This window comes from Agaribacter flavus, from assembly GCF_042646125.1.
GTDB classification, from domain to species: domain Bacteria; phylum Pseudomonadota; class Gammaproteobacteria; order Enterobacterales; family Alteromonadaceae; genus Glaciecola; species Glaciecola flavus.
The window spans coordinates 309,023-332,374 of sequence record NZ_JBHRSW010000014.1 but is presented as its reverse complement, the minus strand read 5'-3'; the positions used below and the strand labels follow the sequence as shown (position 1 = coordinate 332,374).

General features: G+C 41.2%; 28 protein-coding genes. 11 read left to right on the top strand and 17 right to left on the bottom strand.

What is annotated here, in order from left to right; genetic code table 11:
- Window positions 1-197: 197 nt before the first annotated feature.
- Window positions 198-929: an SIMPL domain-containing protein gene (locus ACFOHL_RS09320; RefSeq protein WP_376919950.1), complete on the top strand. Its 732-nt coding sequence runs from the start codon at window positions 198-200 to the stop codon at window positions 927-929.
- 25 nt (window positions 930-954) lie between these two features.
- Here ACFOHL_RS09320 and ACFOHL_RS09315 read toward each other — a convergent pair whose 3' ends face one another.
- The 7 genes from ACFOHL_RS09315 to ACFOHL_RS09285 form a co-directional block, all read right to left on the bottom strand.
- Entirely contained in the window at window positions 955-1,449 is a 495-nt protein-coding gene (locus ACFOHL_RS09315; protein ID WP_376919949.1) for a hypothetical protein, read from the bottom strand.
- A 16-nt stretch (window positions 1,450-1,465) separates the two neighbouring features.
- Window positions 1,466-1,789 (bottom strand): DUF3392 family protein, encoded by a 324-nt coding sequence (locus tag ACFOHL_RS09310; RefSeq protein ID WP_376919948.1) that lies wholly within the window; start codon window positions 1,787-1,789, stop codon window positions 1,466-1,468.
- A gap of 170 nt (window positions 1,790-1,959) precedes the next feature.
- Complete coding sequence (locus tag ACFOHL_RS09305) at window positions 1,960-2,592, bottom strand: protein-methionine-sulfoxide reductase heme-binding subunit MsrQ (RefSeq protein WP_376919978.1); 633 nt, start codon at window positions 2,590-2,592, stop codon at window positions 1,960-1,962.
- The gene (gene msrP / locus ACFOHL_RS09300) at window positions 2,592-3,593 is read right to left on the bottom strand and encodes a protein-methionine-sulfoxide reductase catalytic subunit MsrP (protein WP_376919947.1); all 1,002 of its coding nucleotides are present in this window, start codon (window positions 3,591-3,593) and stop codon (window positions 2,592-2,594) included. The genes ACFOHL_RS09305 and msrP overlap by 1 nt, the downstream gene beginning before the upstream one ends.
- A gap of 82 nt (window positions 3,594-3,675) precedes the next feature.
- Window positions 3,676-4,992 carry an anti-phage deoxyguanosine triphosphatase gene (locus tag ACFOHL_RS09295; RefSeq protein ID WP_376919946.1) on the bottom strand — a complete coding sequence of 439 codons (1,317 nt, stop codon included), beginning with the start codon at window positions 4,990-4,992 and terminating at the stop codon, window positions 3,676-3,678.
- Between the two features lie 77 nt (window positions 4,993-5,069).
- Window positions 5,070-5,669, bottom strand: a complete 600-nt coding sequence (gene yfbR / locus ACFOHL_RS09290; protein ID WP_376919945.1) for a 5'-deoxynucleotidase — start codon at window positions 5,667-5,669, stop codon at window positions 5,070-5,072.
- A 49-nt stretch (window positions 5,670-5,718) separates the two neighbouring features.
- Window positions 5,719-6,951 (bottom strand): pyridoxal phosphate-dependent aminotransferase, encoded by a 1,233-nt coding sequence (locus tag ACFOHL_RS09285; RefSeq protein ID WP_376919944.1) that lies wholly within the window; start codon window positions 6,949-6,951, stop codon window positions 5,719-5,721.
- Window positions 6,952-7,104: 153 nt separating this feature from the next.
- Between ACFOHL_RS09285 and ACFOHL_RS09280 the strand changes: the two genes are divergently transcribed.
- Window positions 7,105-7,632 (top strand): hypothetical protein, encoded by a 528-nt coding sequence (locus ACFOHL_RS09280; protein WP_376919943.1) that lies wholly within the window; start codon window positions 7,105-7,107, stop codon window positions 7,630-7,632.
- On the opposite strand, the gene ACFOHL_RS09275 is transcribed toward ACFOHL_RS09280, so the two are convergent.
- On the bottom strand, window positions 7,618-7,767 hold the full coding sequence (locus ACFOHL_RS09275) for a ribbon-helix-helix domain-containing protein (protein ID WP_376919942.1): 150 nt from the start codon (window positions 7,765-7,767) through the stop codon (window positions 7,618-7,620). The genes ACFOHL_RS09280 and ACFOHL_RS09275 overlap by 15 nt on opposite strands.
- Window positions 7,768-7,900: 133 nt before the next feature.
- Between ACFOHL_RS09275 and ACFOHL_RS09270 the strand changes: the two genes are divergently transcribed.
- On the top strand, window positions 7,901-8,071 hold the full coding sequence (locus ACFOHL_RS09270; RefSeq protein WP_376919941.1) for a hypothetical protein: 171 nt from the start codon (window positions 7,901-7,903) through the stop codon (window positions 8,069-8,071).
- Between the two features lie 215 nt (window positions 8,072-8,286).
- Here the strand turns inward: ACFOHL_RS09270 and ACFOHL_RS09265 are convergent, their stop codons facing one another.
- The 3 genes from ACFOHL_RS09265 to ACFOHL_RS09255 all read right to left on the bottom strand — a co-directional run bounded on the left by ACFOHL_RS09265 (window position 8,287) and on the right by ACFOHL_RS09255 (window position 9,965).
- Entirely contained in the window at window positions 8,287-8,766 is a 480-nt protein-coding gene (locus ACFOHL_RS09265; RefSeq protein WP_376919940.1) for a YceI family protein, read from the bottom strand.
- An 89-nt stretch (window positions 8,767-8,855) separates the two neighbouring features.
- The gene (locus tag ACFOHL_RS09260; RefSeq protein ID WP_376919939.1) at window positions 8,856-9,413 is read right to left on the bottom strand and encodes a cytochrome b; all 558 of its coding nucleotides are present in this window, start codon (window positions 9,411-9,413) and stop codon (window positions 8,856-8,858) included.
- A gap of 6 nt (window positions 9,414-9,419) precedes the next feature.
- Window positions 9,420-9,965, bottom strand: a complete 546-nt coding sequence (locus ACFOHL_RS09255; protein ID WP_376919938.1) for a YceI family protein — start codon at window positions 9,963-9,965, stop codon at window positions 9,420-9,422.
- A 260-nt stretch (window positions 9,966-10,225) separates the two neighbouring features.
- Here ACFOHL_RS09255 and ACFOHL_RS09250 point away from each other — a divergent pair, with 260 nt between their 5' ends.
- The 6 genes from ACFOHL_RS09250 (at window position 10,226) to ACFOHL_RS09225 (ending at window position 14,793) form a co-directional block, all read left to right on the top strand.
- On the top strand, window positions 10,226-10,912 hold the full coding sequence (locus tag ACFOHL_RS09250; protein WP_376919937.1) for a tellurite resistance TerB family protein: 687 nt from the start codon (window positions 10,226-10,228) through the stop codon (window positions 10,910-10,912).
- Between the two features lie 382 nt (window positions 10,913-11,294).
- Window positions 11,295-11,621: a hypothetical protein gene (locus ACFOHL_RS09245; protein WP_376919936.1), complete on the top strand. Its 327-nt coding sequence runs from the start codon at window positions 11,295-11,297 to the stop codon at window positions 11,619-11,621.
- Window positions 11,622-11,639: 18 nt separating this feature from the next.
- Window positions 11,640-11,924, top strand: a complete 285-nt coding sequence (locus ACFOHL_RS09240) for a hypothetical protein (RefSeq protein ID WP_376919935.1) — start codon at window positions 11,640-11,642, stop codon at window positions 11,922-11,924.
- A 561-nt stretch (window positions 11,925-12,485) separates the two neighbouring features.
- Window positions 12,486-13,298 (top strand): AraC family transcriptional regulator, encoded by an 813-nt coding sequence (locus tag ACFOHL_RS09235; protein ID WP_376919934.1) that lies wholly within the window; start codon window positions 12,486-12,488, stop codon window positions 13,296-13,298.
- A 40-nt stretch (window positions 13,299-13,338) separates the two neighbouring features.
- Window positions 13,339-13,848: a bifunctional 3-hydroxydecanoyl-ACP dehydratase/trans-2-decenoyl-ACP isomerase gene (fabA, locus tag ACFOHL_RS09230; RefSeq protein WP_449188909.1), complete on the top strand. Its 510-nt coding sequence runs from the start codon at window positions 13,339-13,341 to the stop codon at window positions 13,846-13,848.
- 150 nt (window positions 13,849-13,998) lie between these two features.
- Window positions 13,999-14,793: a DUF2189 domain-containing protein gene (locus tag ACFOHL_RS09225; protein WP_376919932.1), complete on the top strand. Its 795-nt coding sequence runs from the start codon at window positions 13,999-14,001 to the stop codon at window positions 14,791-14,793.
- Between the two features lie 46 nt (window positions 14,794-14,839).
- Here the strand turns inward: ACFOHL_RS09225 and ACFOHL_RS09220 are convergent, their stop codons facing one another.
- From ACFOHL_RS09220 to cmoA, 6 genes are all read right to left on the bottom strand, one after another.
- The gene (locus tag ACFOHL_RS09220; RefSeq protein WP_376919931.1) at window positions 14,840-16,624 is read right to left on the bottom strand and encodes a sugar phosphorylase; all 1,785 of its coding nucleotides are present in this window, start codon (window positions 16,622-16,624) and stop codon (window positions 14,840-14,842) included.
- A 5-nt stretch (window positions 16,625-16,629) separates the two neighbouring features.
- Window positions 16,630-17,856, bottom strand: a complete 1,227-nt coding sequence (locus tag ACFOHL_RS09215) for a glycosyl transferase (protein ID WP_376919930.1) — start codon at window positions 17,854-17,856, stop codon at window positions 16,630-16,632.
- On the bottom strand, window positions 17,857-18,708 hold the full coding sequence (locus ACFOHL_RS09210; protein ID WP_376919929.1) for an HAD-IIB family hydrolase: 852 nt from the start codon (window positions 18,706-18,708) through the stop codon (window positions 17,857-17,859). It lies immediately after the preceding gene.
- The gene (locus ACFOHL_RS09205) at window positions 18,705-19,634 is read right to left on the bottom strand and encodes a kinase (protein ID WP_376919928.1); all 930 of its coding nucleotides are present in this window, start codon (window positions 19,632-19,634) and stop codon (window positions 18,705-18,707) included. The genes ACFOHL_RS09210 and ACFOHL_RS09205 overlap by 4 nt, the downstream gene beginning before the upstream one ends.
- A 98-nt stretch (window positions 19,635-19,732) precedes the next feature.
- On the bottom strand, window positions 19,733-20,707 hold the full coding sequence (cmoB, locus tag ACFOHL_RS09200; RefSeq protein WP_376919927.1) for a tRNA 5-methoxyuridine(34)/uridine 5-oxyacetic acid(34) synthase CmoB: 975 nt from the start codon (window positions 20,705-20,707) through the stop codon (window positions 19,733-19,735).
- A gap of 10 nt (window positions 20,708-20,717) precedes the next feature.
- Window positions 20,718-21,464: a carboxy-S-adenosyl-L-methionine synthase CmoA gene (cmoA, locus tag ACFOHL_RS09195; RefSeq protein WP_376919926.1), complete on the bottom strand. Its 747-nt coding sequence runs from the start codon at window positions 21,462-21,464 to the stop codon at window positions 20,718-20,720.
- A 260-nt stretch (window positions 21,465-21,724) separates the two neighbouring features.
- Here cmoA and ACFOHL_RS09190 point away from each other — a divergent pair, with 260 nt between their 5' ends.
- Window positions 21,725-22,360 (top strand): LuxR C-terminal-related transcriptional regulator, encoded by a 636-nt coding sequence (locus tag ACFOHL_RS09190; protein WP_376919925.1) that lies wholly within the window; start codon window positions 21,725-21,727, stop codon window positions 22,358-22,360.
- A gap of 4 nt (window positions 22,361-22,364) precedes the next feature.
- Window positions 22,365-23,345 (top strand): adenosine deaminase, encoded by a 981-nt coding sequence (gene add, locus ACFOHL_RS09185; protein WP_376919924.1) that lies wholly within the window; start codon window positions 22,365-22,367, stop codon window positions 23,343-23,345.
- Window positions 23,346-23,352 lie beyond the last annotated feature (7 nt).

Sequence of the window (23,352 nt, the reverse complement as noted above, 5' to 3'; positions counted from 1 at the left end):
GTTCAACACTACGTGTATGAGATATTGGCGTTAGCCTCATACTCCGATGTCGGTCATACACAAAGTAGCGAATATTTCTGTGAAGTGACGCTAGCATTTAGTCTATTTTTGCGCAATGTAAATAGGAATTAACGTAAATGTGTTATCTGTTAACATTAGGGACAGCCCAATCACACAGGTAGATAGTGAGAGTTTTTATGTGCATTCGATATTTAGTCTTAACCACCGCTTTATTTTTACCTTTAGTCGCAGCCGCAGAGTCACCCTTGCCAGATAATCGTCATATTTCCGTAGTTGGGTCAGCACAATTAGAAGCTAAACCTGATATCGCACTGGTATCGTTTTCTGTGAAAAGTGAGCGGAGTACCAGTCTCGCGGCAAAAAATGATGTTGATCAGCGGGTGAATAGTTTTTTAGATGGCCTTGCGGCCTTTGAGGTGAGTAAAGACGACGTTTCCGCCTCAAGTCTATCGACGCAAGCAATTTATACTTATTCTAAAGGCAGTAAACGGGAAATTGATGGCTATTCCGCGATTCGTCAATTAAAGGTAACGCTAAAAGATTTAACTTACTTAAATGATTTATTGGACTTTGCCTTACGCGTCAAAATAAATTCAATTGGTAACATAAATCTCAAATCCTCCGAAGAAGATACCTTGATTGATGAGGTCAATGCTCTAGCAGTCGAAAATGCAAAATCCAAAGCGCAATCTTATGCGAAGGCATTTAACGCCAAATTGGGCAACATATACAGCATTAGCTTAACCAGCAATAATAACTTTGGACGTTTTGGCCGCAATGACGGCATTGAATCTATTGCATTGAGCAAAGCGGCTTTAAATGAACCAAGCACTGAAGGCCGTTATTTACAAGAGAATATTGTTTTTAGTGCCTCAATCAGTGCGGTGTTTGACCTAGAATTAGATTAGAGGCTCATTTACGCTTTCGACTACATTAATCAATAAATTCGACGTTTGGTAAGTGTTTCTTCACGTAGTTGTGCAAAGACAGGTAAAAACCATGATCAAAATAAAAAGTAGGGGGCTTGCCTCCTACGTGATTGTAAGGTAGAGAAAAAATCGTCACTTTAGGTAGCTTGGTAATGACGACTTTGTTTATTTTTTGCAACGGTATCGCATCTTTTCCAATGTAGAGGGTCTCTTCATCTAGTTTTAGATAGTCATATGGATCAGGACTGTATGGATGATCGAAATAAGGACTAACTCGGTAAAAAGTCACAAAGATAAACATAAACAACGCTGCGGTATGCAATGCCGCATAAATAGGATCTGGAATACTAACGATACCCAACAATTTGTTAGCCGTTAATGCTAAAAGCAGCGCTAGGCTAATTGTAATCAATGAATATTTTAGACGCTTATTATTGTCTAAGGCGCGTCGATAACGCTCATCCATCTCTTTGGTTTTTTCAATTATTGTTCGTAACATTTTTACTGCGACCCTTTTAAATATATCTTCGCCTTTCGGCGAGTATTCCCATAAACAGGAAAGCCAAAATATAAGCAAGTCCTTGGTATTGCCATGGCAAGAGCAAGAATAGCTGAGCAATAATTGGCGCACCATGCAAAGTCAACAAGCCATAGCCAAATGCACACAATGCCACAAACAAAGAAATTCTAATAATAAAATGGCAGGGTGCGAGCACACGTTTTATATGTTTGTTGATAAGGTCACCGTAAATGACCAACAAAGTCGCGGCCAGCATTAAGCTCATTTCTGAATAATAGGGGGCAAGCAAGCGGCTTATTTCAGCTGCATATTTGGGCATGTTGATTTTACTACTACCACTACAAATCTAGCTATTATACGGTGTTCATTCGCTTAAAAACACCTGAACTTTAGGTCTGTAGGATTACCTTTAAAACCAAAGCATAGAACTTTACTCAGGCAAACTGCCAATTTTGGCCTCGCACAGGAGGTGTTGTACATCACCTCCAATCACACATTGCCAGTTTTTCGCCTAGCAGGTATCAACTTTTTGTAACGTAGCGCCAGTAATAGCAATAAGCAAATTAAATAGACCAATGGCTCTGACCACTCAGATTTGAGTGACCACCAAAAATGAACGATCGCTAAAATACTGGCAGGATAAACCCAATTGTGCAGTTGTTGCCAGTGTTTCCCCATTTTACGTTTAACTGTTGATGGACTGGTGACGGCTAAAGCCAACAGTATGCTTAAGGTGATAAAGCCGACAGTAATGTAAGGGCGTTCTATAATTTCACTGAACACTAAGCCCCATTCAAATTGCAGTTCGTAGCTAATAAAAATATATAGGTGGAAAACTGCGTAGAGGGCGGCATACACGCCCGTTGTTCTTCTAAACTTTATCAGTTGAGCAAACTTAAATTGCTTTGCTAATGGGCTAATCACTAAACAAATAAGGAGTAAGTTGATAGCCCCTTTACCACTAAATTCAATCAAATATTGAACGGGGTCGCCGGGTAAATTTCCGTTTAATCCATCTAGGTAGACCAGCCCTAACCACAGTAAAGCAGTGAGATGAATCAATACTCTAAAAACAGTAATTACGTGCTTGTTTACGCGAATTGGCTTATTTAGTACTAACATCAATAATAAGTCGTTAAATCCATATTTTTGTATAAATGGGCTACTTCGGTGTAGCCATTAAAGGGCAGAGTGTCGATTCTTTCTTGCTCACGTAAGCCGGTACCAATGATTCGACGTTCCCTCGCTTGAGACCAACGCGGGTGATCAACGTTTGGGTTCACGTTTGCATAAAAGCCGTATTCACTGGGAGCGAGTATATTCCAAGTTGTTGGGGGTTGTTTATCGGTAAGTCGGATACGCACAATGGATTTAATACTCTTAAATCCGTATTTCCATGGTAAGGCCAAGCGAATAGGGGCACCATTTTGCGGTGGTAAAGTTTTCCCGTACATGCCCACTGTCATAAAGCTCAAATCATGCATGGCTTCGTCCATGCGTAAACCTTCCACGTAGGGGTAATCAATACCGCCTCCAACAAATCGACTGCGTTGTCCGGGCATTTGATTGGGGTCGTGTAAGGTCTCAAATGCCAAATATTTTGCACTTGATAAGGGCTTTGCCAGCTTGATTAAACTCGCTAAGGGAAAGCCTATCCATGGAATGACCATTGACCAAGCCTCTACACATCGGAGGCGATAAATACGTTCTTCGAGTGCAAATTTGTTGAACAAGTCGTCGTAATCTAGTGTTATTGGGTTCTCAACTAAACCATCAATTTGTAATGTCCATGGCTCAACACTGAAGCTTTGTGCATTTTTCGCAGGGTCTTCTTTACTTGTGCCAAATTCATAAAAATTGTTATAACGGGTAGCGACTGACTCTTTTGTCATTGTGGCACTTTGTTCTGTAGCGGGACGAGCATTAAGCTTTTTTTGGACAAACTGGCTTTCTTCGTCGTCGGAAAACCAATTTAAAGGGTTAGCTTTAGCAGAAGTTGATAGTATGGACATGGTACCGGCGTAGCCCAGCGCTTTGAGCACTGTTCTTCGGTTTTGCCAGACGCTTTCGTCGGTTATGTCGTGCTCTTTAATCGCCTGATACTTATTAAACTTCAATCGCATGAAAATCGCTCATCTTTGTATAGCTAGTCTCAAATCAGACCCTTGTATTCAGTGCTTAATTTCATTACAAATGTATCACAGCTCAGCGATCTGTAATTCGGTGTGATTTTGGTAAAAACAAATTGGCATAAACGCGATTGGCGTATTCATCTGTCATGCCTGATATATAATCAGCAATAATACGCATTTCCATGGCTGTGGAGGGGGCATCATGCCAGCGTCGGGCAGTATTTTCTGGCAATAGGCGCTGAGGTTCGTTAGCAAAAACTTCGAACATAGCCATGATCATTTGCTGGCCTTTATATTCCAAAATTTGAATTTCGGGTTTTCGGATAACATGCCTAAAAACAAATTGTTTTAAAGTATTTAGGGCGATAGCGTACTGGCTAGGTAAATAGGCGTTGATATCTAATAGCAATTCATCAAATTTGTTTAAGGCGTGCATGTCAATGGCAGTTATGAAGGCGTTGACTAAACCGCCTATCGCATTTTTTCTTGGGAAGGTTTTGCCACAAAAAAGCTGCTCCTCAATGCGCAGCGCGTTGTCTGATAGCCACGGAATGGCTAATTCACGCAATGGCATCGTCACTTCTTTGTGATAGGCCATTTGGTCAATGAGTGACATCACTACGGCGTCTTCTAAATCATGCACCGCGTAGGCAATATCATCGGCCAGTTCCATAATCGAACAATCCACAGATTTGTATTGTGTTTTTAACCGGTCACAATCGTGCGCAAGCACTGATGTGAACTTCTCCTTATCTTGTGCAGACAGTGGTGATAAAACCCAGTCAAACGTTGTTTTGTCACAATAAAACAAACCTTTTGGGGGGATCCAATGTGCTGTATTTACTGTGCTAAATTTTGTTTTTTTCTCTGGGTATTGGCGCTTTCTGTCGAGTACATCAATAAAATTTGGATATTTCAATATGCCCAAAAGTGATCGTCGAGCGAGATTCATACCATCAGATGCAGAATAAGACTCTAAGTTTGTAAGAATTCTGAATGTTTGACCGTTGCCCTCAAATCCGCCGAAGTCAGACATCATGTAATGCAGTGCAACCTCGCCACCATGACCAAAGGGAGGATGGCCAATATCATGGCCTAAACAGATAGTTTCAATCAGGTACTCGTCCAGACCCAGTTGAGCGGATAATTGTGCTTTGACAGACTTGAGATGGGCGACGATACCGGTGCCTATTTGCGCTGCTTCCAATGAATGAGTGAGTCTTGTGCGATAAAAATCACTGATACCCACGCCAACAACCTGTGTTTTTGCCTGTAGGCGCCTGAAAGACGCAGCATGCATAATACGCGCCTTGTCTCGCTGATAGGGAGTTCTAATATCTCCGTCGTGAAGCGATACGCGTTCTGATTTGCGTATATGCCATGGCGTCATTATTTATCCTTAGGCTCATAAAAGCAGTATTGCTTTTGTTTTTGGGTCGAACGCCACTTGTGTGGCGCATAAACAATTTATGGCTCTGCTGACAATTGATCAACATTAACAAGGCACTTGTCAGCAAACATACGCATAAAAATATCAATTTCTGGCATGTCTTGCTGATAGGTATTTATCATCTTTTCGAGTCGAGGTTTAACTTGCTCAAACTCTTTGTTCTGAAAATGCAGTTCATCACACGCTTTTAAATAGGCAGAAATAAGATCGGCGGCTTTCACAATCTTTTTGTATTCTGGATCGACATTTTTTTGCACCAATAAACCAGCAAATTGCGCTTGTAACTCTGGCGCTAAGGTCTCCAAACACTCTTTTTCTGCCATTTCTTCAATTTTTTTAAATTCGCGCGTCAGGTCGGGGTTGTGGTATTTGGTAACGTGGTTAATGTCCTGAAGCTTTGTTTCAGACACTTCGTGATATAGGGCAACCGTTGCGGCGCGCTCTGGGTTGAGGCTTCCGCCACAATAGGTATTTCTGATACACGCCAGTAGGTGAGCAATAACAGCGACTTGATGGCTGTGTTCTGCCACATTTTCACGTTTAACTGCGTGCATTAGCGCCCAGCGCTTGATCAATGGCATTCGCAGTATCCAAGCTAAAAAGGGACTGGATTTCATAACACTACTTCCTTTTTATACACACGCTGATAGTGAATATTGGCAAACGCTAAACAACAAGATCATGCTTAGCGGCATTGTGAAGAAAGAAGTCTTCTATTCTATCAAGCGCAGGCGCAAGGACATCCTTATGCGGAAGAAACACCAATCTAAAATAGCATCCTTCTCGCAAGTTAAATGCGCTACCATGGACAAGCAGTATTTTTTTATCCCTTAATATATCGAGTATGAGCTTTTCGTCACTGTCTATTTTGTACTTTTGGGTGTCGACTTTAGCAAAACAATACATGGCACCATTTGGTTTAACACAAGAGATACCTGGAATTTCATTTAAGCGTTGCCAAGCAATGTTTCGTTGCGCCAGCAATCGCCCCTCTCCACGAACCAAATCGTTAATGCTTTGGTATCCCCCCAATGCTGTTTGAATGGCATGCTGGCAAGGGACGTTGGAGCACATGCGCATCGAAGACATAAAGCTCAAGCCTTCGATGTAGTTTTGTGCAATCTTTTTATTCCCACTGACTAGCATCCAGCCGGCTCTAAAACCCGCTACACGGTAGTTTTTTGATAAACCGCTGAGCGTTACACAAAATAAATCGGGCGCCAGTGAAGCGATACTGATGTGGTTCACCTCATCGTAGAGAACCTTGTCGTATATTTCATCACTGAAAATCACCAAGCCAAATTCTCTGGCGACCTCACATATCTCTAAAAGCAGGCTTTTACTGTAAACAGCGCCGGTTGGATTATTGGGGTTAATGATGACTATGGCTTTTGTGCGATTGGTAATTTTTGAGCGTATATCTTGTATATCTGGAAACCAACCCGCCTGTTCGTCGCATTTATAGTGTACGGCATTGCCCGATGATAAGTTGACTGAAGCCGTCCAAAGTGGGTAGTCAGGACTAGGTATCAGGACTTCGTCACCGCTATCAAGCAAAGCTTGCATGGAGAGAGTAATCAATTCGCTGACACCATTGCCAAGATATACGTCGTCTATGGCAATATTACTGATGCCTTTTTGTTGATAATACTGCATGACTGCCACGCGCGCGCTGTAAATACCTTGCGCCTCTGAGTACCCTTGAGCCTTGGGCAACAGGCGAATCACATCTTTAAGGATGTCGTCAGGGGCTTCAAATCCGAATGGAGCTGGGTTGCCGATATTGAGTTTCAATATTCGTTCGCCGGCTTCCTCCATTTTGTTTGCCTGTTCGAGGATTGGCCCCCTAATGTCGTAATCCACGTTTTTAAGTTTAGTGGCTTGTTTTACTTCGCGCATGTATGTGGAACTATATGGTAAAAATTTCGCCTAAGAATAATGCATGTTTACAGTACTGTTAAGTTAAAAAACATGTTTTGATACAGTTTCTTAAACTAAAACATAATTTTAAGTAGTAAGCTTAGCTTTACCAAGTATACGGGAAGTAAAACAATGCCTGCACCCTTGTTGTGGTTAGGCGCTGCCGCTTTGGGTATATACGCAAGCGACAGGGCGAATACTGAGTACATGAAGCGAAAACAAATTGTTACCTCAATGCCAGGAGAGGGGACTTTTGCGGTTACTCCAGAGAATGGCGCTGTAGTGTGTTGTGGTGTTTATGGTGTATTAGATCACACTGGCATATGGGTCGATGGGAATATTTACGAGCTTAATGGCAATGGTTTGGTTCGCTGTATAAGCCCCGCGCGATTTATAGAAAACAGAAGTGGTGAGGCTATTTTTGTTGCTTGTGATAAAAGAGCGAATGTCATTGCTAACCCCGTCGCTGCGCAACGAGCGCAATCGCAACTCTATCAGCTTTATGATTGTCATCTATTCAAGCAAAACTGCCACCGTTTTGTAGCTGAGCAAATTTTAGGTACTTCAGCAGATATAACGAGTTTTAGTGCACTGAATGGTATATTGCATGAGCACTACGCGAAAACTATTGCTTGGAACCCTCTCCTAATGAATGAGTGAATGCCTATCACTCTCTTGATCACGTCGAACAAGGTCGCGCAAATATTCACTTTCGCTTGTATAGTCACCGCTAGCAATTCTGGCCTGGATAAATTCGTCCTGCTTGTCGGTAAAACTAATCGTTTTTCTAGGCATAAAATAACACACCCATTTGATTTAATGTGATAGCAAAGCGACTCCATGTCAACATCAATATGATGTCATGGCGCTGTTCTGTCAATTAAAAAGATGGAAAAATAAAGCGGTTTATTGTGTATTTACACCATAAATGAAAATAGATAGAAACCAGAACATACACGATGGGGCACTACCTTTAAGCAGACAAGCGCCCTTGCATCAAGACATGATGCAACAACTGAATATGGTCAGTTGGCGATTGTCTCTAGGTTTTCACTTCATGCTGGCGTGTTCGTTGATGCAGATGAACAAGATGAGCTAGAGCACTTGGCCCGCCGCCAAGACTCAACCTTATTCGCTTTTTTGGTGTCTTTGCGCACAACAGCCACCTAACTGTTAACCAAAATGTCACTTATGCAGGGTAGGGGGCTAATTCGAGACCTTGGGCTATGCGATGACTGGTAGTGTTAATGGATTTAGTATAAAAACTTGAATAGCGCTCGGTGTCTCCTTTGCAATTTGCCGTTTGTACGATCATCAATCAATAGTTAATGAGATTACTATCTCTCGACTCACCCACTCGGCCTCAGGGTCTGATTCTTTACCAATATCAAACGCCAAGCGGTCAATTGTAAAATCCGCTTTGTAGCCTTTGTTTAACTTTTCCAAAACAAAATTTACTTCATTTTCAATGTTGCGCAATGTAAGTGTACCCGTCACGAGATAACCGTTGTTTTTTAGTTCTATTGACGTACTAGTAAAATTCGCATTAGGAAATTTCTCAACAAAAAACCAATCTTCTTCTGGCAGGGTTTCGTCATAGGTTGAATCACCTGTGTGTGCAGAATTTACGCTAAAGCTTGCTTCAATTGAGGCATTTTCTGCGGGAGGGAGAGTGAGTGTAGCCGACCACTTTTTAAAAATACCTTCAAACTTCATCCCCGCGTGTTCACCCGAAAACCCCATACGGGCATTGCTTTCATCTATGCTCAGCTGAGCATAAACTTGGGTGGGCATAGAGATAACAACTAGCATCAAACATGAAAATTTTATCGTATGTGCAATGTAGAGCTTACATGCTATAAATCTGTTAAATATACTCAAAGCTATTTTCCTTTTGTGTTCAGCCACATCCGTTGAAACAAATTGATACGGTGTATTTTATAATGATAAATGGTTGCTGCCACATGTCCTGCGACAGCGAAAAACAAAAGGTATGCGAGTATGTAATGCACAGTGTTACTTATTGCTTCTACCGTATTGTTTTTCGAAGCAAAGCCAATATGAGGCCATTTTATCCAGTCAACAAAAACAAAGGTAGGCAAACCAAATGGACTGGCAGACACCATAAACCAGCCACTCAATGGTATGAGTATTAACAAGCTATACAGAGCGCCATGCCCGATTTGAGCTAAGGACTGGTTTTTACGAGAAAGAGAACTCGGTAAAGCAGGCCGTTTAGTTGATGTACGTACCACAAGGCGCAATACAATTAGCCACAACATCACAACGCCACCCGCTTTATGATATTGATAAAGTTTAAATTGCTCAGCTTTGGGCATATCAATATTTACCATATACAATCCCGTGCCAATCATTACCAAAACACTCACTGCCATCAACCAGTGAATCACAATGGCAACTGAATGATATCGCGTGCTCACTGGGGCTTACTCATCATCGGTTTTCATAAATTCGCCTTCAATCATTATTTGAACTTCGTCCCCGACATTTGGCACATATTTAGTTAATCCCCAATCAGAACGTTTGATTGTAGCGGTGGCAGAAAACCCAAGTGTCGGTTTACGTGTAAAGGGCTGGATGGGCATAGCGCCATTAAACACAACATCTAAGCTTACTGGTTTTGTTACGCCTAAAAAGCTAAGCTCACCCTGCATCACAGCGGTGGTGTCTGATGTCATAGCAATGCTTGTTGATGTAAAGTCAATACTCGGGAACATAGTACCGTTAAACCAAACTTTATCCGTACCCAATATTTTGTCGAAGTCTTTTTCTTCGGCGTTTGGATAGGCGGTTTGTACTGACAAAGGATTGATTGTTGCCGTTACTGACGACTTCTCAATGTTAGATGGTTTGTAGTCAATTATTGCATCAAAATCGGCAAATCTGCCAACATAGTTAGATAGGCCGAAATGAGAGACCTTCCAAATGATGCTCGCATGACTCAAGTCCAAACTATATTTACCTTCGGGCATTTCATTGAATGGTCCTTTTGCAAATACCCACGAAACACAACTCGACAAAATCAAGACTATTGTTATTAACCCTATTTTCTTTGTTATCACTTTAAAAACCCTTTAAATATATGAGCAATCTTTTTTCTGTGTTTTGCTGTAAAAATAAACTATCTGAAAGTCTCACAATAGGTGCTTATGCAAATCACACCGTTTTGCAGACTTGTTGCTGTGTATTACGAAATAAAAATCAAAATGGGTGCAAATTAAAAGGAAACCTTATGGATTTACAAAAATTAGTGGGTGGTTTGTCTAAGTCAGGTGCATTGAGCGGATTTTTAGGTGGCGTAGCGGGTGGCGGCCTCACCGGCATGATGAGCGGGAAAAAATCTAAAAAAGTAGGCAAATCTGCCCTCAAAGTTGGTGCACTAGCTGCGGTAGGTGGTATTGCTTGGAAAGCTTATCAACAATATTCAAACAAACAAAACCAAGGCCATGCTTCTCACCAACAAGCCTCAAGCTTTCCTCCACAAAACACCCAACAAAGCAGTGCGCGCTTTAACTTCACGCCAGCTACCATTCCACAGCAAGCCTTTGAGGAAGTAGTAGAAGACACAAACGTATCTGGGCAAATGCTCCTTATGCGAGCAATGATCACCGCAGCCTATGCTGATGGACACATAGACGATAACGAGCGCTCACGTATTTTCGCACAAGTTGAAACGATGGACTTAAGCATGGAAGAAAAAGCTATGTTATTTGACGAATTACGTAAACCGCTATCTGTAACTGAACTTGTCAATGCAGTGCCTGATTCTCAAACAGGTATAGAAGTGTATGCAGCCAGTGCAAGTGCGATTGATATTGAACAGCAGGCGTCGCAAACTTATTTAAATCAACTAGCAAGTCAGTTATGCATTCCTACCGAACTACAGGCTAATATTCATCAGCAACTTGCGGGGTCTTAGTAGTTGAAGCCATTACAACAGCGGATCGTTAATTAGCCCTAGCTGGCGTTTTCAGTCTGGAAGATGGTTTAAAACTAAAAACTCAAATCTTTCCCCAGAGACCGCCGCGCGCATGGGTAGTGTATAGGGTAAATTTATCTTATACTCAGGGTATCAAACACAGCTAAAAAAATACAATGTAACGGAGCAGTCGCAAATCGAAGAAGCACGACAAAGTCAGGTGAAGAAAATATTGAAGCCTATGTAGCACAACAGAGAACTTTCTGAGCGAAAAAGAAATGGCGGCAAGTTTGGGTGCAACTAATTCTATATTTTGTGTGCGTTAATTTATCGACACTTAAATCGTGTTCAATCAATTTTTAATTAAGGAAAAGGAAGTTAGATGATCCAAATCGCAGTAGCAGCATTTTTCGTTTGGTGTTTGTTTAAATTTTTAGACAAAGAGGGGTATGTTGATGGTTTTGTATCCGTCACATTTGTGCTCGTTCCGGCAGTTATTGTGTTTGTCGTTACCATTGGAGTATCAACCTTAGAATTTCCAATCTGGATTGCATATGTTTTTGAATTGTCATATTTCTTGGTACCCTTACTCATGTTGGAAAGTATGACCGAATTCAAGTGGTCGAAAATTGTTGGCTTTTCAGGTGCTGTCTTTGCAATCAATGTTATTACTCAGGCGGTATTTTTTGTCATATTTTCTGGAGCATAGAGTATTCGAAGGTGATTCTTGTCTTACAAGTTTAAACATTTCGCTCAACCCGTCAAAACAGACATCAAAAACTTCTATGAGATGGCGATATTAGAGTTTTTTGCAGGCATAATATGTACTGGTTTTGCAATTGCCAGCTATAAAGAAATTATTCAATTATTTGTAGCTTGCACAACAGTTGCAGTCGTTTGCTTTGTATTAACAATTTACAACATATTTGTGGTGATAAAACTTCGAAAAGAGCGGTTGCGTAAGGAAAAGGATGAAGTAAACTCAAAAACCTTACGAAAGGAATTGAAATGAGGCCGTCCGAAACGAGAAAAAATTTGGCAAAATAGCTCGGTGGTGGCATCACCGACACTCACGGTCGACTCACGATGGTAGTCAAATTAAGTGCTAGGTCAGGACTCGACGTTTCGCAAGAGATGTTCTAGTTAGCTTGTAGTAATCATCCTCAACATACGTTTTTACATCGAGACATTTATGAGTGCGAAACAGAAGATAAGTTTGATTTTATTTTTTGCTTGGGACAATCTTTTTCATCTTCTACTTTCAATGCAAAAAACGTTACTTCAAAACTTTGCAGCTTGTTCGATGAGGACGTAGTGTTGCAATACACCTTTGATAATGGGTAAGACGAGTACACTGTTTAATTTTACATCGATACCTTATACTACAGCTCTATTGATATCAACCGCAATATGAAGCTACACATCGTAAACAGCTACGTATACTCCGACTGACAAAACAGACTGCAAGTTAGCTCGTAAAAATTTTTATAAACGCTCATATTCTAGGGTATGCGTTTAATAAGAGTTTTTAAGCTTTCTTTAGTTACTCAGCTAAAACAGGCCATGAAATAAAATGACCGATTTATACGAGCCCTTTCAACCTCTACTAACCGATTCAGGTCTTCAGCGCTTCTCGTTTAAAATGAGGCAATATCCAGCGAGTGGGGAACTGAGGAGGATTGTCCACTCGTATCTACAGGTCAGTACCCTAGGGCCTTCCTATTACCCTGTAATTCCCGATGGAACGCAGGCGCTTTTTGTCAGTCGGCATGGAACTTTGATATCGGGTGGGGTGACTCAAGCGCTAAACCTTGAGTTGCCTGCTGCTGGCGAATACTTTGGTGTTCGTTTCTATCCTGGTGCCTTACGACATTTATTTAAGGTAAATATAAACGAAATTGGAAATTGTATAGTGGAGGGAAGCTTTCTCCCTTCGCCATTTATTGCACAGCTTCATGAAGTTATCTATCAATATTCAAATTTTAATTCTCGCGTTAAGGTTTGTGATCAGTGGTTAATGCGACAGTTAGAGTTGCAGTCCACTAATGTATTTGATCAGGCTCTTTCTGTTATCTATAAATCTCGGGGAAATATCAATATTACGCATGACTTGGCCACTGATGTTGGGGTAAGTAGTAGGCACTTAAATCGGCTTTTTCAGCAATATACAGGATTTAGTACTAAATCATTTTCACAAATCATTCGCTTCCAGCATGCATCTAGATACCTATCTGAACGACCAGAGAGTTCATTGCAAGTAGCACTAAAAACAGGGTATTTTGATCAATCTCACTTATTAAAAGATTTCAGGCTTAGGTTGAAAGGTAGCCTTGTGCCTTTTTTTGGTCGCTTTATGTCCGATTTTTACAATAGATATCCAATGTAAGTAAGTAAAATCTTCTCTGATAAATTCATGAATATGATAGGTGGAGGTTGACATGCAATATTCTAAGGCGCAAGTTTTAGAGATGGGCGAAGGCGGTTTTTTTGGAGAGGGCAATGCTCAGCTCCCCAATTCAAATATGTTAATGATTGATGAAATCTCTCATCTTTCAAAAACAGGTGGGGACTATGGCCGAGGGCAGCTAAAAGCTAGTTTAGAAATCCATCCAGACCAATGGTTTTTCTCCTGTCATTTTAAGAATGATCCAGTGATGCCTGGATGTTTAGGGCTTGATGCATTGTGGCAGTTGTTAGGTGTGTTTCTCGGGTGGTCGGGTTTATCTGGTAAGGGGCGTGCTTTAGGTGCTGGTCAAGTAAAGTTCAGTGGACAAGTCTTTCCCGATGCCGGTTCCATAGATTATTTGCTTCATGTTAAGCGTGTCATAACAAAACCTTTGGCAATGGGGATTGCCGATGGAAAGGTTATCCATAATGGAAAGGTTATTTACCAAGCAGATAATTTGAAAGTGGGTTTGATCCAAGGTAATGATTAGGGTCTGAGCTGCATGTTACAAATTTTTCGAGTGTTTTTTGACCTAATTGTATATTTTGCATAGTATTTATTACGTAAGACAAAAAGTGAAATGACTTTCTAGGGTCTGTTGACCTTTGGTGTACAACAATTAAAAAGCGAGGAGATTTTTATGTCTCAGAAGTTCGAAGAAATGAGCGACAACGCTATCACGCAAAGTGGTATAGCCCGCGTCATACCGTGCAGAGAACTGGATGTTTTTGATTCTTTCAAATGGATTTCTTTAGCAATTAACGATTTTATGAAAGCTAAGACTATTAGCTTGGTTTATGGTTTAATTTTTACCTTACTTCCTCTTTTTATTTTTTATCTTGTGGCAACCACGTCTTGGTATTTGGTTATTTTTCCAGCCATGGTTTGCTTTATGCTGATTGGCCCGTATCTCGCAGCGGGGCTTTATGATGTGTCTTGGCAGTTTGAGAAAAATCACAAACCTTCATTGCGACATTCACTAAAAGCCATGTCTCGGAATGCCGTTAACGAGTGGGGTTTTGGAATTATGCTGATGATACTGATGATCTTTTGGTTACGCGTGGCATCAATTATTCACGCTCTGTATCCAAGTTATTTAGATCCTAACCTCAGCAATTTGTGGCCTTTTTTGGCTATCGGTACAGTTGTAGGCATATTTTTTACTACCCTTGTATTTTTCCTGAGCGCATTCACCCAGCCTATTTTACTTGAAAGACGCGTTGATCTTGCAACGGCTGTGTTGACAAGCATGAATGCAGTATGGCGGAATAAGCTACCAATGTTTGTTTGGGCGTGTGTGATTGCACTGAGTGTCTTAATTGGCTTTATGACATTTTTTGTAGCCTTTTTAGTATTAATGCCAATTATTGGTTACGCGACCTGGCATGGCTACATCGATACGATTGATATCAAACGAGAAAGAACTTACGAGTAGAAGTGCTTTCAGCGAGCTTATATTAATAAGCTCGCTATCCAATGTCCTAGTCGCGATCAAACATATTTGAAATCCAAACTGTTTGGTATGGTTCCAAGTGTATAGTGCCTTGTTCCATCACAATATGTTGTTGACTGATTAAGTCTATCCATTCGTCGGTGCCAATTAAGTTAATATCAGACAAGTTGACTTCTATCACTTCGTTACAGATGTTTGATACACAGAAAATACTCTGTTGCCTGTTTAAACTCTGTCTCCAATACCCAAAGAGTTTGCGGCCAAGTTGCAAGGTAAACTGCGTAGCATTAGGGTGAAATGCTGGCTGTGCTCGTCTAATGTGCAATAGCTGCGTGAGTTTAGTGAGGACTTGATGATGCAGTGAGTGAACGTCATCTAGCTCTTCGACTAACTTGTCATATGACCAGCGATGTCGGTTAATTGAACGATTTTGTCCTGTATTGACAACTTTGTCATAGTCGTTGGTAGTACCTAGCAGGCTATGGATATATAGCCCTGGTACGCCTTCTAAACCAAACATAATCGCATGTGCACAAATGAAACGCTCTATTTGCCATTGATCAGGACCTTCGATTGTGCCTTGCAGAGCGTCAATCAAGGCTATGTTCATTTCGTAAGGTTTTTGTTTGCCATCCTCTGTGCTACGCCATGAAACCTTACCGCCAAAAGATTGAACGCAGTTGACTAAACTATCGATTTCCTCATCAGCAAGTAAGCCTTCAGCTGGTCGTAAACCGATGCCGTCATGAGAAGCAATGAAATTAAAGTAAAAAGTACCATTTTGTGCTGGCGGCATACTCATCATCCAAGATTTCAGATAAGTACAGTCACCAGTTAATAGCGTATTGACGAGTAGGGGAGGCAACGAAAAGTTATAAATCCCATGGGCTTCATTCGCATTACCAAAATAAGTCAGGTTCTGACGGTTTGGGATATTCGTTTCGGTAATGATAATGGCATTTGGATCAACATTTTCAATTAGTGTGCGAAAGAGCCTGACTGCCTCGTGTGTTTCTTCCAGATTAATACACGGTGAGTTTTTCTTTTTCCATAAAAAGGCAATAGCATCAAGACGGAAAATGCGCGTGCCTTTATCCAGATAAAGTCGAATGATTTCTGCAAAGGCAATAAGCACGTCTGGGTTTCTAAAGTCGAAATCCACTTGGTCATGGCTGAAGGTACACCATACGTGTTTTGTGCCGTCTGCTGTTTCTGTCTCTCTGAGCAATGGCGAGGTTCTTGGCCTAACAACCATACTGGTATCATCGTCCGGCGATGCGGTGTAAAAATATTTATTCCCCGGCGCTTGATCATTAATAAATTGTTGAAACCAAGCACTTCTGGACGAACAATGATTAATCACTAAGTCGGCCATCAATCCAAAGTTCTCAGTGATTTGCTGCACATGCTCCCAACTTCCCAATCCTTGATTGACCGTTGAATAGTCGATGACCGAAAAACCGTCGTCTGAGCTGTAAGGAAAAAAGGGTAAAATATGTACGTGATTGATCGCTTTAGCACAGTATTTATCTAAAAATACTTTTAATGTCGCCAGAGGCGGATTATTGCTTGAATCAACGACATCATCGGTAGTTTCGATAACGCTGTCACCGTAGGTGATAAGCACGATATCCTCTTCCGTCCATAGGTTGGTGTGAGGTGTGATATGCCCAACGTTAGAGGAGTTTAGGCGCATTGTCGCGAGTATCTCGTCGGCAAGTGTACCGTAATCCTTGGTAAGATCGATATCAGCGTAAATCGTCTGCAGGTGCAGGATCACTTTTTCACGTAGTTGTTCAAATACAGTTTGCATGTGGTTTAGCTTCCTGTGAATTCCTTAGTGTCTTCTTCTACCGCTTGTTTAAGTGCCTTAAATACGTCAGGCTTGGCACTAACTACACGGTTCCAGCTGGGTATGAAAGGGGTTTCCATCGGATTTTCCAAGAAACTCCTACCAGCTTTCATTATGTTCAAAGCAAACATTTCGACCGCCTTTTCTTCGGCATGAATATCCAGTTTTAAGCCATTCATTAAGGCATCATTATGATACGTTTCAATAAAGTCCAAGGCTATTCGGAAGTATGTTGCTTTTATTGTTCTGAACGTTTCAGTACTAAAGGTCGTGCCCTGTGTGGCAAGCTTGCGAAATAATGCCTTGGTAATGTCGATAGACATTTTAGACAAACCGCCTTGATCGTTGTTCAAAGACAGGTCTTGATGCTTGTGATCATAAGCATCGGCGATGTCTGCCTGACATAAGCGGTTGTGAGAGTAGTTGCGATGCATCTCAGACAATACGCCTATTTCTAAACCCCAGTCACTAGGGATACGAATATCATTTAAAACATCTCGTCTAAAGGAGAATTCACCAGCTAGGGGGTACCGAAAGCTATCCATAAAGTCTAAATAATCATTGTGACCCACGGCGTGTTGTAAGGCGCGAAGAAGTGGCGTAACAAGTAGGCGAGAGACGCGGCCATTAATTTTCCCTTCGGCGACACGCGCATAATAACCTTTACAGAATTCATAGTTAAACTGCGGATTTGCTACGGGATATATTAATTTCGCTAAAAGAGAACGGTCGTAAGTGACTATGTCGCAGTCATGTAAAGCGACACTTTCTACTTTGTTAGACGCTAAAATATAACCCATGCAATACCATACGTTTCGTCCCTTACCGAGTTCTTTGGGGGCGACGCCAAGCGATTGCAGTTCTTCGTCTAACGCTTTTAGTCTTGGCCCTTCGTTCCACAAAACGCGATGGGGTTGTTGCAGCTGACCAAAAAATTCAAGCGCATGCCGATATTGATCCTCGGTGGCACGATCCAAGCCAATGACAATTTCGTTGAGATACGGTACGTCTTTAATTTGATCAATGATTGCGGGTAGCGCGTCGCCTTCTAACTCAGAGTATAAAGACGGTAAGATCAGTCCCATTGGACGATGTTTAGAAAACTTTACCAATTCATTTTCTATATCACTCACATCACGGGAATTTAAGTTGTGAAGGGTGGTAATGATGCCATTTTGATAAAAATCAGCCATTTAGTTTTCCTTTATCGTGTTGTGTATAGGGGGCACGAGTTGATCTAATGCTTCTGTCCAACCAACAGGTCCGTACCCTTTTGTCGTTATTACACGTGTTTCACGTGTGAGTTGGGGAGGTTCATGTGCAGGTGACGCTATCCTTACCGCCGTGCCTGCTACTTCCAGCATTGCGATATCATTTTTACCGTCTCCCAATGCGATGCTTGAAATGGATATGCGTTGGTGTTGTCTTTTGTATTCATTGACCAACCACAACAGGGCTTTTCCTTTGTTTGTGTCGCCGCATAGATGGACAAAGCGGCCACCGATTAATGGGGATGCACCATATTTTTTTGCTTGTTGAATAAATGCTTCTTGCCGGTCTGCACTCGATTTCCATAACACCGGCTCACCGTACTGGCGTTGTGAAGCTAAACTAGCATCTTCTTTGGATAAGCCGGTAACTTCGCATATTCTTTCTATATCCATGTCAGAAAACGCTTCAAATTCACCGTTAAAATCAGCAGCAAGTTTGCTGAGTAAGCCTGTCCAATGACTTCGTCTAGGGGCAAAAGAGACTACCCAAAAGCCAGAAGCCCATTGTGCACCTCTGGGTTTTTCGGGTAAAAAATCCTTTGGTATAATGATGGCGGCACCATTTTCGATAATAAATGCACCGGCTAAACCGATTCTCTCATTTAATTCAATGACTTCTGCTTTGGTCTTGCTTGTATTAGGGACAATAATTGCACCCATTTTTTGCAAACGATCAATAGTTGGTAGAGCGGCATCAAAGGAATATGTGTAGTGATCGAGTAGCGTGCCGTCTAAATCGGTAAAAATAAGTACTTTTTGTTCGTCTGTCTTCATAGCGTGTCGCAATTAAAAATATTCCGTTGTTCATCTAGTTCGAAGACGTAGTCGCAAGCACTCGGGAGTTGCCGCAAGTTTTCTTCCGTTATTCGTTGATAGTATTGTATAAAATTGTGTATTTCTTCATCACTCATGCCAATTTTTGTTTGCGGCACCTGTTGCTCAGAACTAGAAGAAACTGCACTGATTATGCTGCTACGCATTTTATGTTCCTGCTCTAGCCGCCATTTGTAAACACAACTAAATGAAGGGGCTTTAAGCATAATTAACTTGTCTAATCTTGCAAATATGGGCGCATAGTGCTGGCTAAGCTGGGCATTCACATATTTTCGCCAAGAAAGGTCAGTATCTTTTGTTTGTTCCAAATTATTGGGGTTGTCATTTAACGTTTTATCATCAACTGCACGACTGCCAACACACCAACCTTCTAAGATTATAATTTTATACTCTTTGTCTACTACCTTTATCCAATTTGCAGTTGGGAACAAGTCGTCTATTGATTTATCAAAACGTGGGATGGTGCAATCTTTACCCGCTTTTAAATCTTCAAGCACTTTATCAAGCAAGTCCGTATCATGAGTACCCGGCACGCCTCTGGTTGCTAACAAGGGGTTAACGCTGGTCGCTAAGGCTTCTCTTTTTGACTTTGATAAATAAAAGTCGTCAATAGAAAAGCCGATGGTGGGGATGCCAGCGACATCGTTAAAAAACGCTACCATTAGTTCGGTTACTGTGGACTTGCCTGAACCTTGCGCACCATTTACTCCGATCAATATTGGGGCGTTTGTATCAATTTGGTGCGAAGCGAGTTGTTCAAACATGGGTATGAACCATTTTTGTGCAATTGACCAGTAAGAAGGGGGAAGTTTTTGTTGTGCTAGAAAGTGTTCCTTAAGCCTTATAAGGCTTGATTCATCAGTCATTTAATACCACTCAGTAAACAAAAAAGCTTCTACATAAAGGTTATACATTTCAGAATACGTGCCAAGGTTTTATAGTATTCTATTAAGACCAACAGGGTCTAGTTACGTGCAACAAATGTAGCTCGCTTTGGCGCGGGATAGCCTTCGACCGTCTTTGAATGATCCTGAGGGTCTAAAAAATCTTCTAGTGAATGGTTGGTCATCCAAGGTGTACTGCGTTGCTCCTCAAGGGATGTGACATTACTGTCTACGAGTTCAGCATCCTTAAAACCTACTTTTGCAAGCCATACCAACATTGCCTCGGCACTTGGGATAAAGAACACGTTACGCATTTGAGCGTAGCGCTCTCCCGGCACCAATACTTGGTTTTGATCGCCGTCTATCACGAGTGTTTCGAGTACTAATTGCCCGTCTTTTACTAATTGTTGCTTTAATTGTTTCAAAAACAAGAGTGGATCTAAGCGGTGATAAAGTACGCCCATAGAAAACACCGTGTCGAAGCTCTTGGTTTCGGGTAAATCTTCGATACCGAGTGGGAGATAGTGAAGATTTAAACTTGGAAGATATTGTTTAAAGCAATGGAATTGATAAAAAAACAAAGAAGTTGGATCGACCCCAATAACTTGCGAAGCTTTTTCGCTCATCATCCTAAATAAGTGATACCCGCTACCACACCCTACGTCTAAAACGAGTTTGTTTTCTAAACTCGATATATGAGGTAATACCCGTTGCCACTTCCAATCTGAACGCCATTCTGTGTCGATGTTTACGCCAAAAAGATCAAATGGCCCTTTGCGCCAAGGCATAAAATTTTGGAGGATTTTTTGTAAACGTATTTTTTCACCATCACTTAAGTCATCGTTTGCGCCAATCTTAATTGTGTCACCTAAAGAGAAATTACTTGGGTTAATATTGGGGAGTTGGGCGAGCTGCTTGTGCCACCTTTTTTGCTCAGCATGTTGTACTTTGTTTTCCCAGTTATTCAAACATTGAGCAAAGCTATCTAGATACTTGCATAGAGGTGTGTCGAGTATGGCGCGGTAAAAATCATTTTTCCAAGTGTTGATAGACATTATTTCACCGCTATTTGACTGCTAAAAATGAAGCAAAATTAAAGTGTTGATACCAAATGGCATGGTGTGCAAAGCCAGCTTCTGACAGCCGCTGCTTATGCTTAGGCTCGTTGTCAACTATCATGACACTCTCCAAGGCGCTGCGTTTTTGACTGATTTCTAATTCAGAGTAACCATTGTCCCGTTTAAAGTCATGATGTAGATCAACTAATAGGTCTTGAATTGTGCTGTCTGTGTTGGCAATTTTTTCTGAAAGGATCAGAACGCCTCCTGGCTTTAGCGCTTGGTATATTTGGGCAATGATGTCTTGGCGTTTTTCCGGTGATATAAATTGCAACGTAAAGTTCATGATAACTATCGAACAAGACTCAAATTCGAACTGGCTAATGTCACCTTGTTTGACCTCAATTTCAGAGGCATATTTATACGCATTAATGTTTTGTTTGCAACGCTCGACCATTTCACGGGAATAGTCAATCGCATTTATTTTAAGTGCGAGTTGCGGAAATGCTCTTGCGACACTCAAACTCGCGGCACCCAATGCACATCCCAAATCATAAACAACGGCATTTTCATGAATAAATCGGCGCAATATTTTGGGTATAGTTGATACAATGTCACTGTAACCCGGTACAGAGCGGTTGATCATGTCAGGAAATACATCAACAACAGCTTGATTAAAACTAAATGGCGCTACTTTTGATTGTGGCGCAGCAAACAAGGCATCTGCTGACTCATTATTTGGCGAGTTACTCATATATTTGACTTTATATTAACTTATAATTAACTGATTACATATTAATACAAATATAGTCTTTCATACTTGTAACAATATGACTACAATAAATAGATGGGAGAGTGGCGCTACTCTTTTTGATGTTGTTGTAATATAAGTGTAAATGACGGACTTAGTAACAACGAACAATAATAATAATACTAATAATACCGCTGAAATTTAAGATATTTTTTCAGATATCACGAAATTAAGCCGTAGTAGTTAGAGGAAGCCAATAACAAATGCTTAAATTTTTAATTGCGGACGACCATCCGCTTTATAGGGAAGCCCTAAAAGCCGCACTAAAAACTGAGTTTGACAGAGTCACCTATCTTGAGTCAGATTCGTTTAATTCCACAATAAATGTAATACGCAATAATAGGCGCCTTAATCTTTTGCTGTTAGATTTAAATATGCCGGGTTGTGATAATTTTTATGGCTTATTGAGGATCAAACAAACATACCCAGACTTACCTATTGCCGTAGTGTCGGCGACGGATTCAATTGACGTGATATCTCAAGTGCTTGAGTTTGGGGCAGATGCTTTTATTCCAAAAACTACGCCTACATCAGATTTAATCGTTGCGCTGAAAACAGTGCTAGATGGGGATAAGTGGTTACCTGCGCACATAGAAAAAGAGCTAGTAGAGGTCAACTCCGATACTTTAGAAATAGCACATCAGGTAAAAGAACTCACTCCAAAACAGTTCCAAGTACTCAGATTTATTAAACAAGGTTTGATGAATAAGCACATCGCGGATGAACTGAACGTGACCGAAGCAACGGTTAAAGCGCATATTAGTATGATATTTAAGCGTTTAAATGTTAAGTCTCGCACACAAATATTAGTCGCTATCGAAAAACTACAACTCGACTAAACCCATGTTGCCTTTGCTTGATTTACATAGGCACTTGGATGGCAATATTCGCCCTTCTACCATCTTAGATATTGCGAGCAAGAAAGGACTGCCGCTCGCACGGCATTCATTGCAGACCTTACAAGACCTTATCTTTATTAAAGATAAAACCTCAGATTTATTAGCGTTTTTGCAAAAACTCGATTACGGGGTGTCTATCCTTACTTCAGCAGAAGATTGCTATCGGGTGGCCTACGAAAACGTAGAAGATGCGTATAACGAAGGTTTGGCTTATGTTGAACTTCGTTTTTCGCCCTATTACATGGCGATCAGCCACCAACTAGCCATGCATGAGGTAATAGATGCCGTGATAAGCGGCGTTGCGGCAGGAGAGCGGGATTTTTCAATCAAAGCCAATTTAATTGGGATCTTGAGTCGTTCGTTTGGCGCTACAAACTGTATGAATGAGTTAGAGGCAATACTGTCCCGAAAAAACAATTTTGTTGCTGTAGATTTAGCCGGAGACGAAAAAGCGTTTCCAGCGAAGTTATTCGCGTCACATTTTGAACGAGTACGTGATGCTGGCCTAGCCGCCACTGTGCATGCTGGAGAAGCAGATGGTGCTCAAAGTATATGGGATGCGATTAAATATCTAGGGGCATCTCGAATTGGCCATGGTGTGGCAGCGATTGATGACGATGCTTTAATGGGCTATTTGGCAGAACATAAAATTGGTATCGAGGCATGCTTAACCTCAAACTATCAAACAGGTGCGTGGTCTGATTTACCGAGTCACCCACTTAGGACCTTTTTAGCAAAAGGTATTCCCGTCAGTTTGCATACGGATGATCCTGGGGTGTCGAACATTACACTGCGCGATGAATTTAAATTGGCTCAAAGTTTATTTAATCTAAGCTGCGCTGAAGTCGAACAGTTAAAATTAAACGCCATTGAACAAGCTTTTTTGTCAGATGGGGATAAACAAGACTTGCTCAAAGGAGTCTAGACTCTTA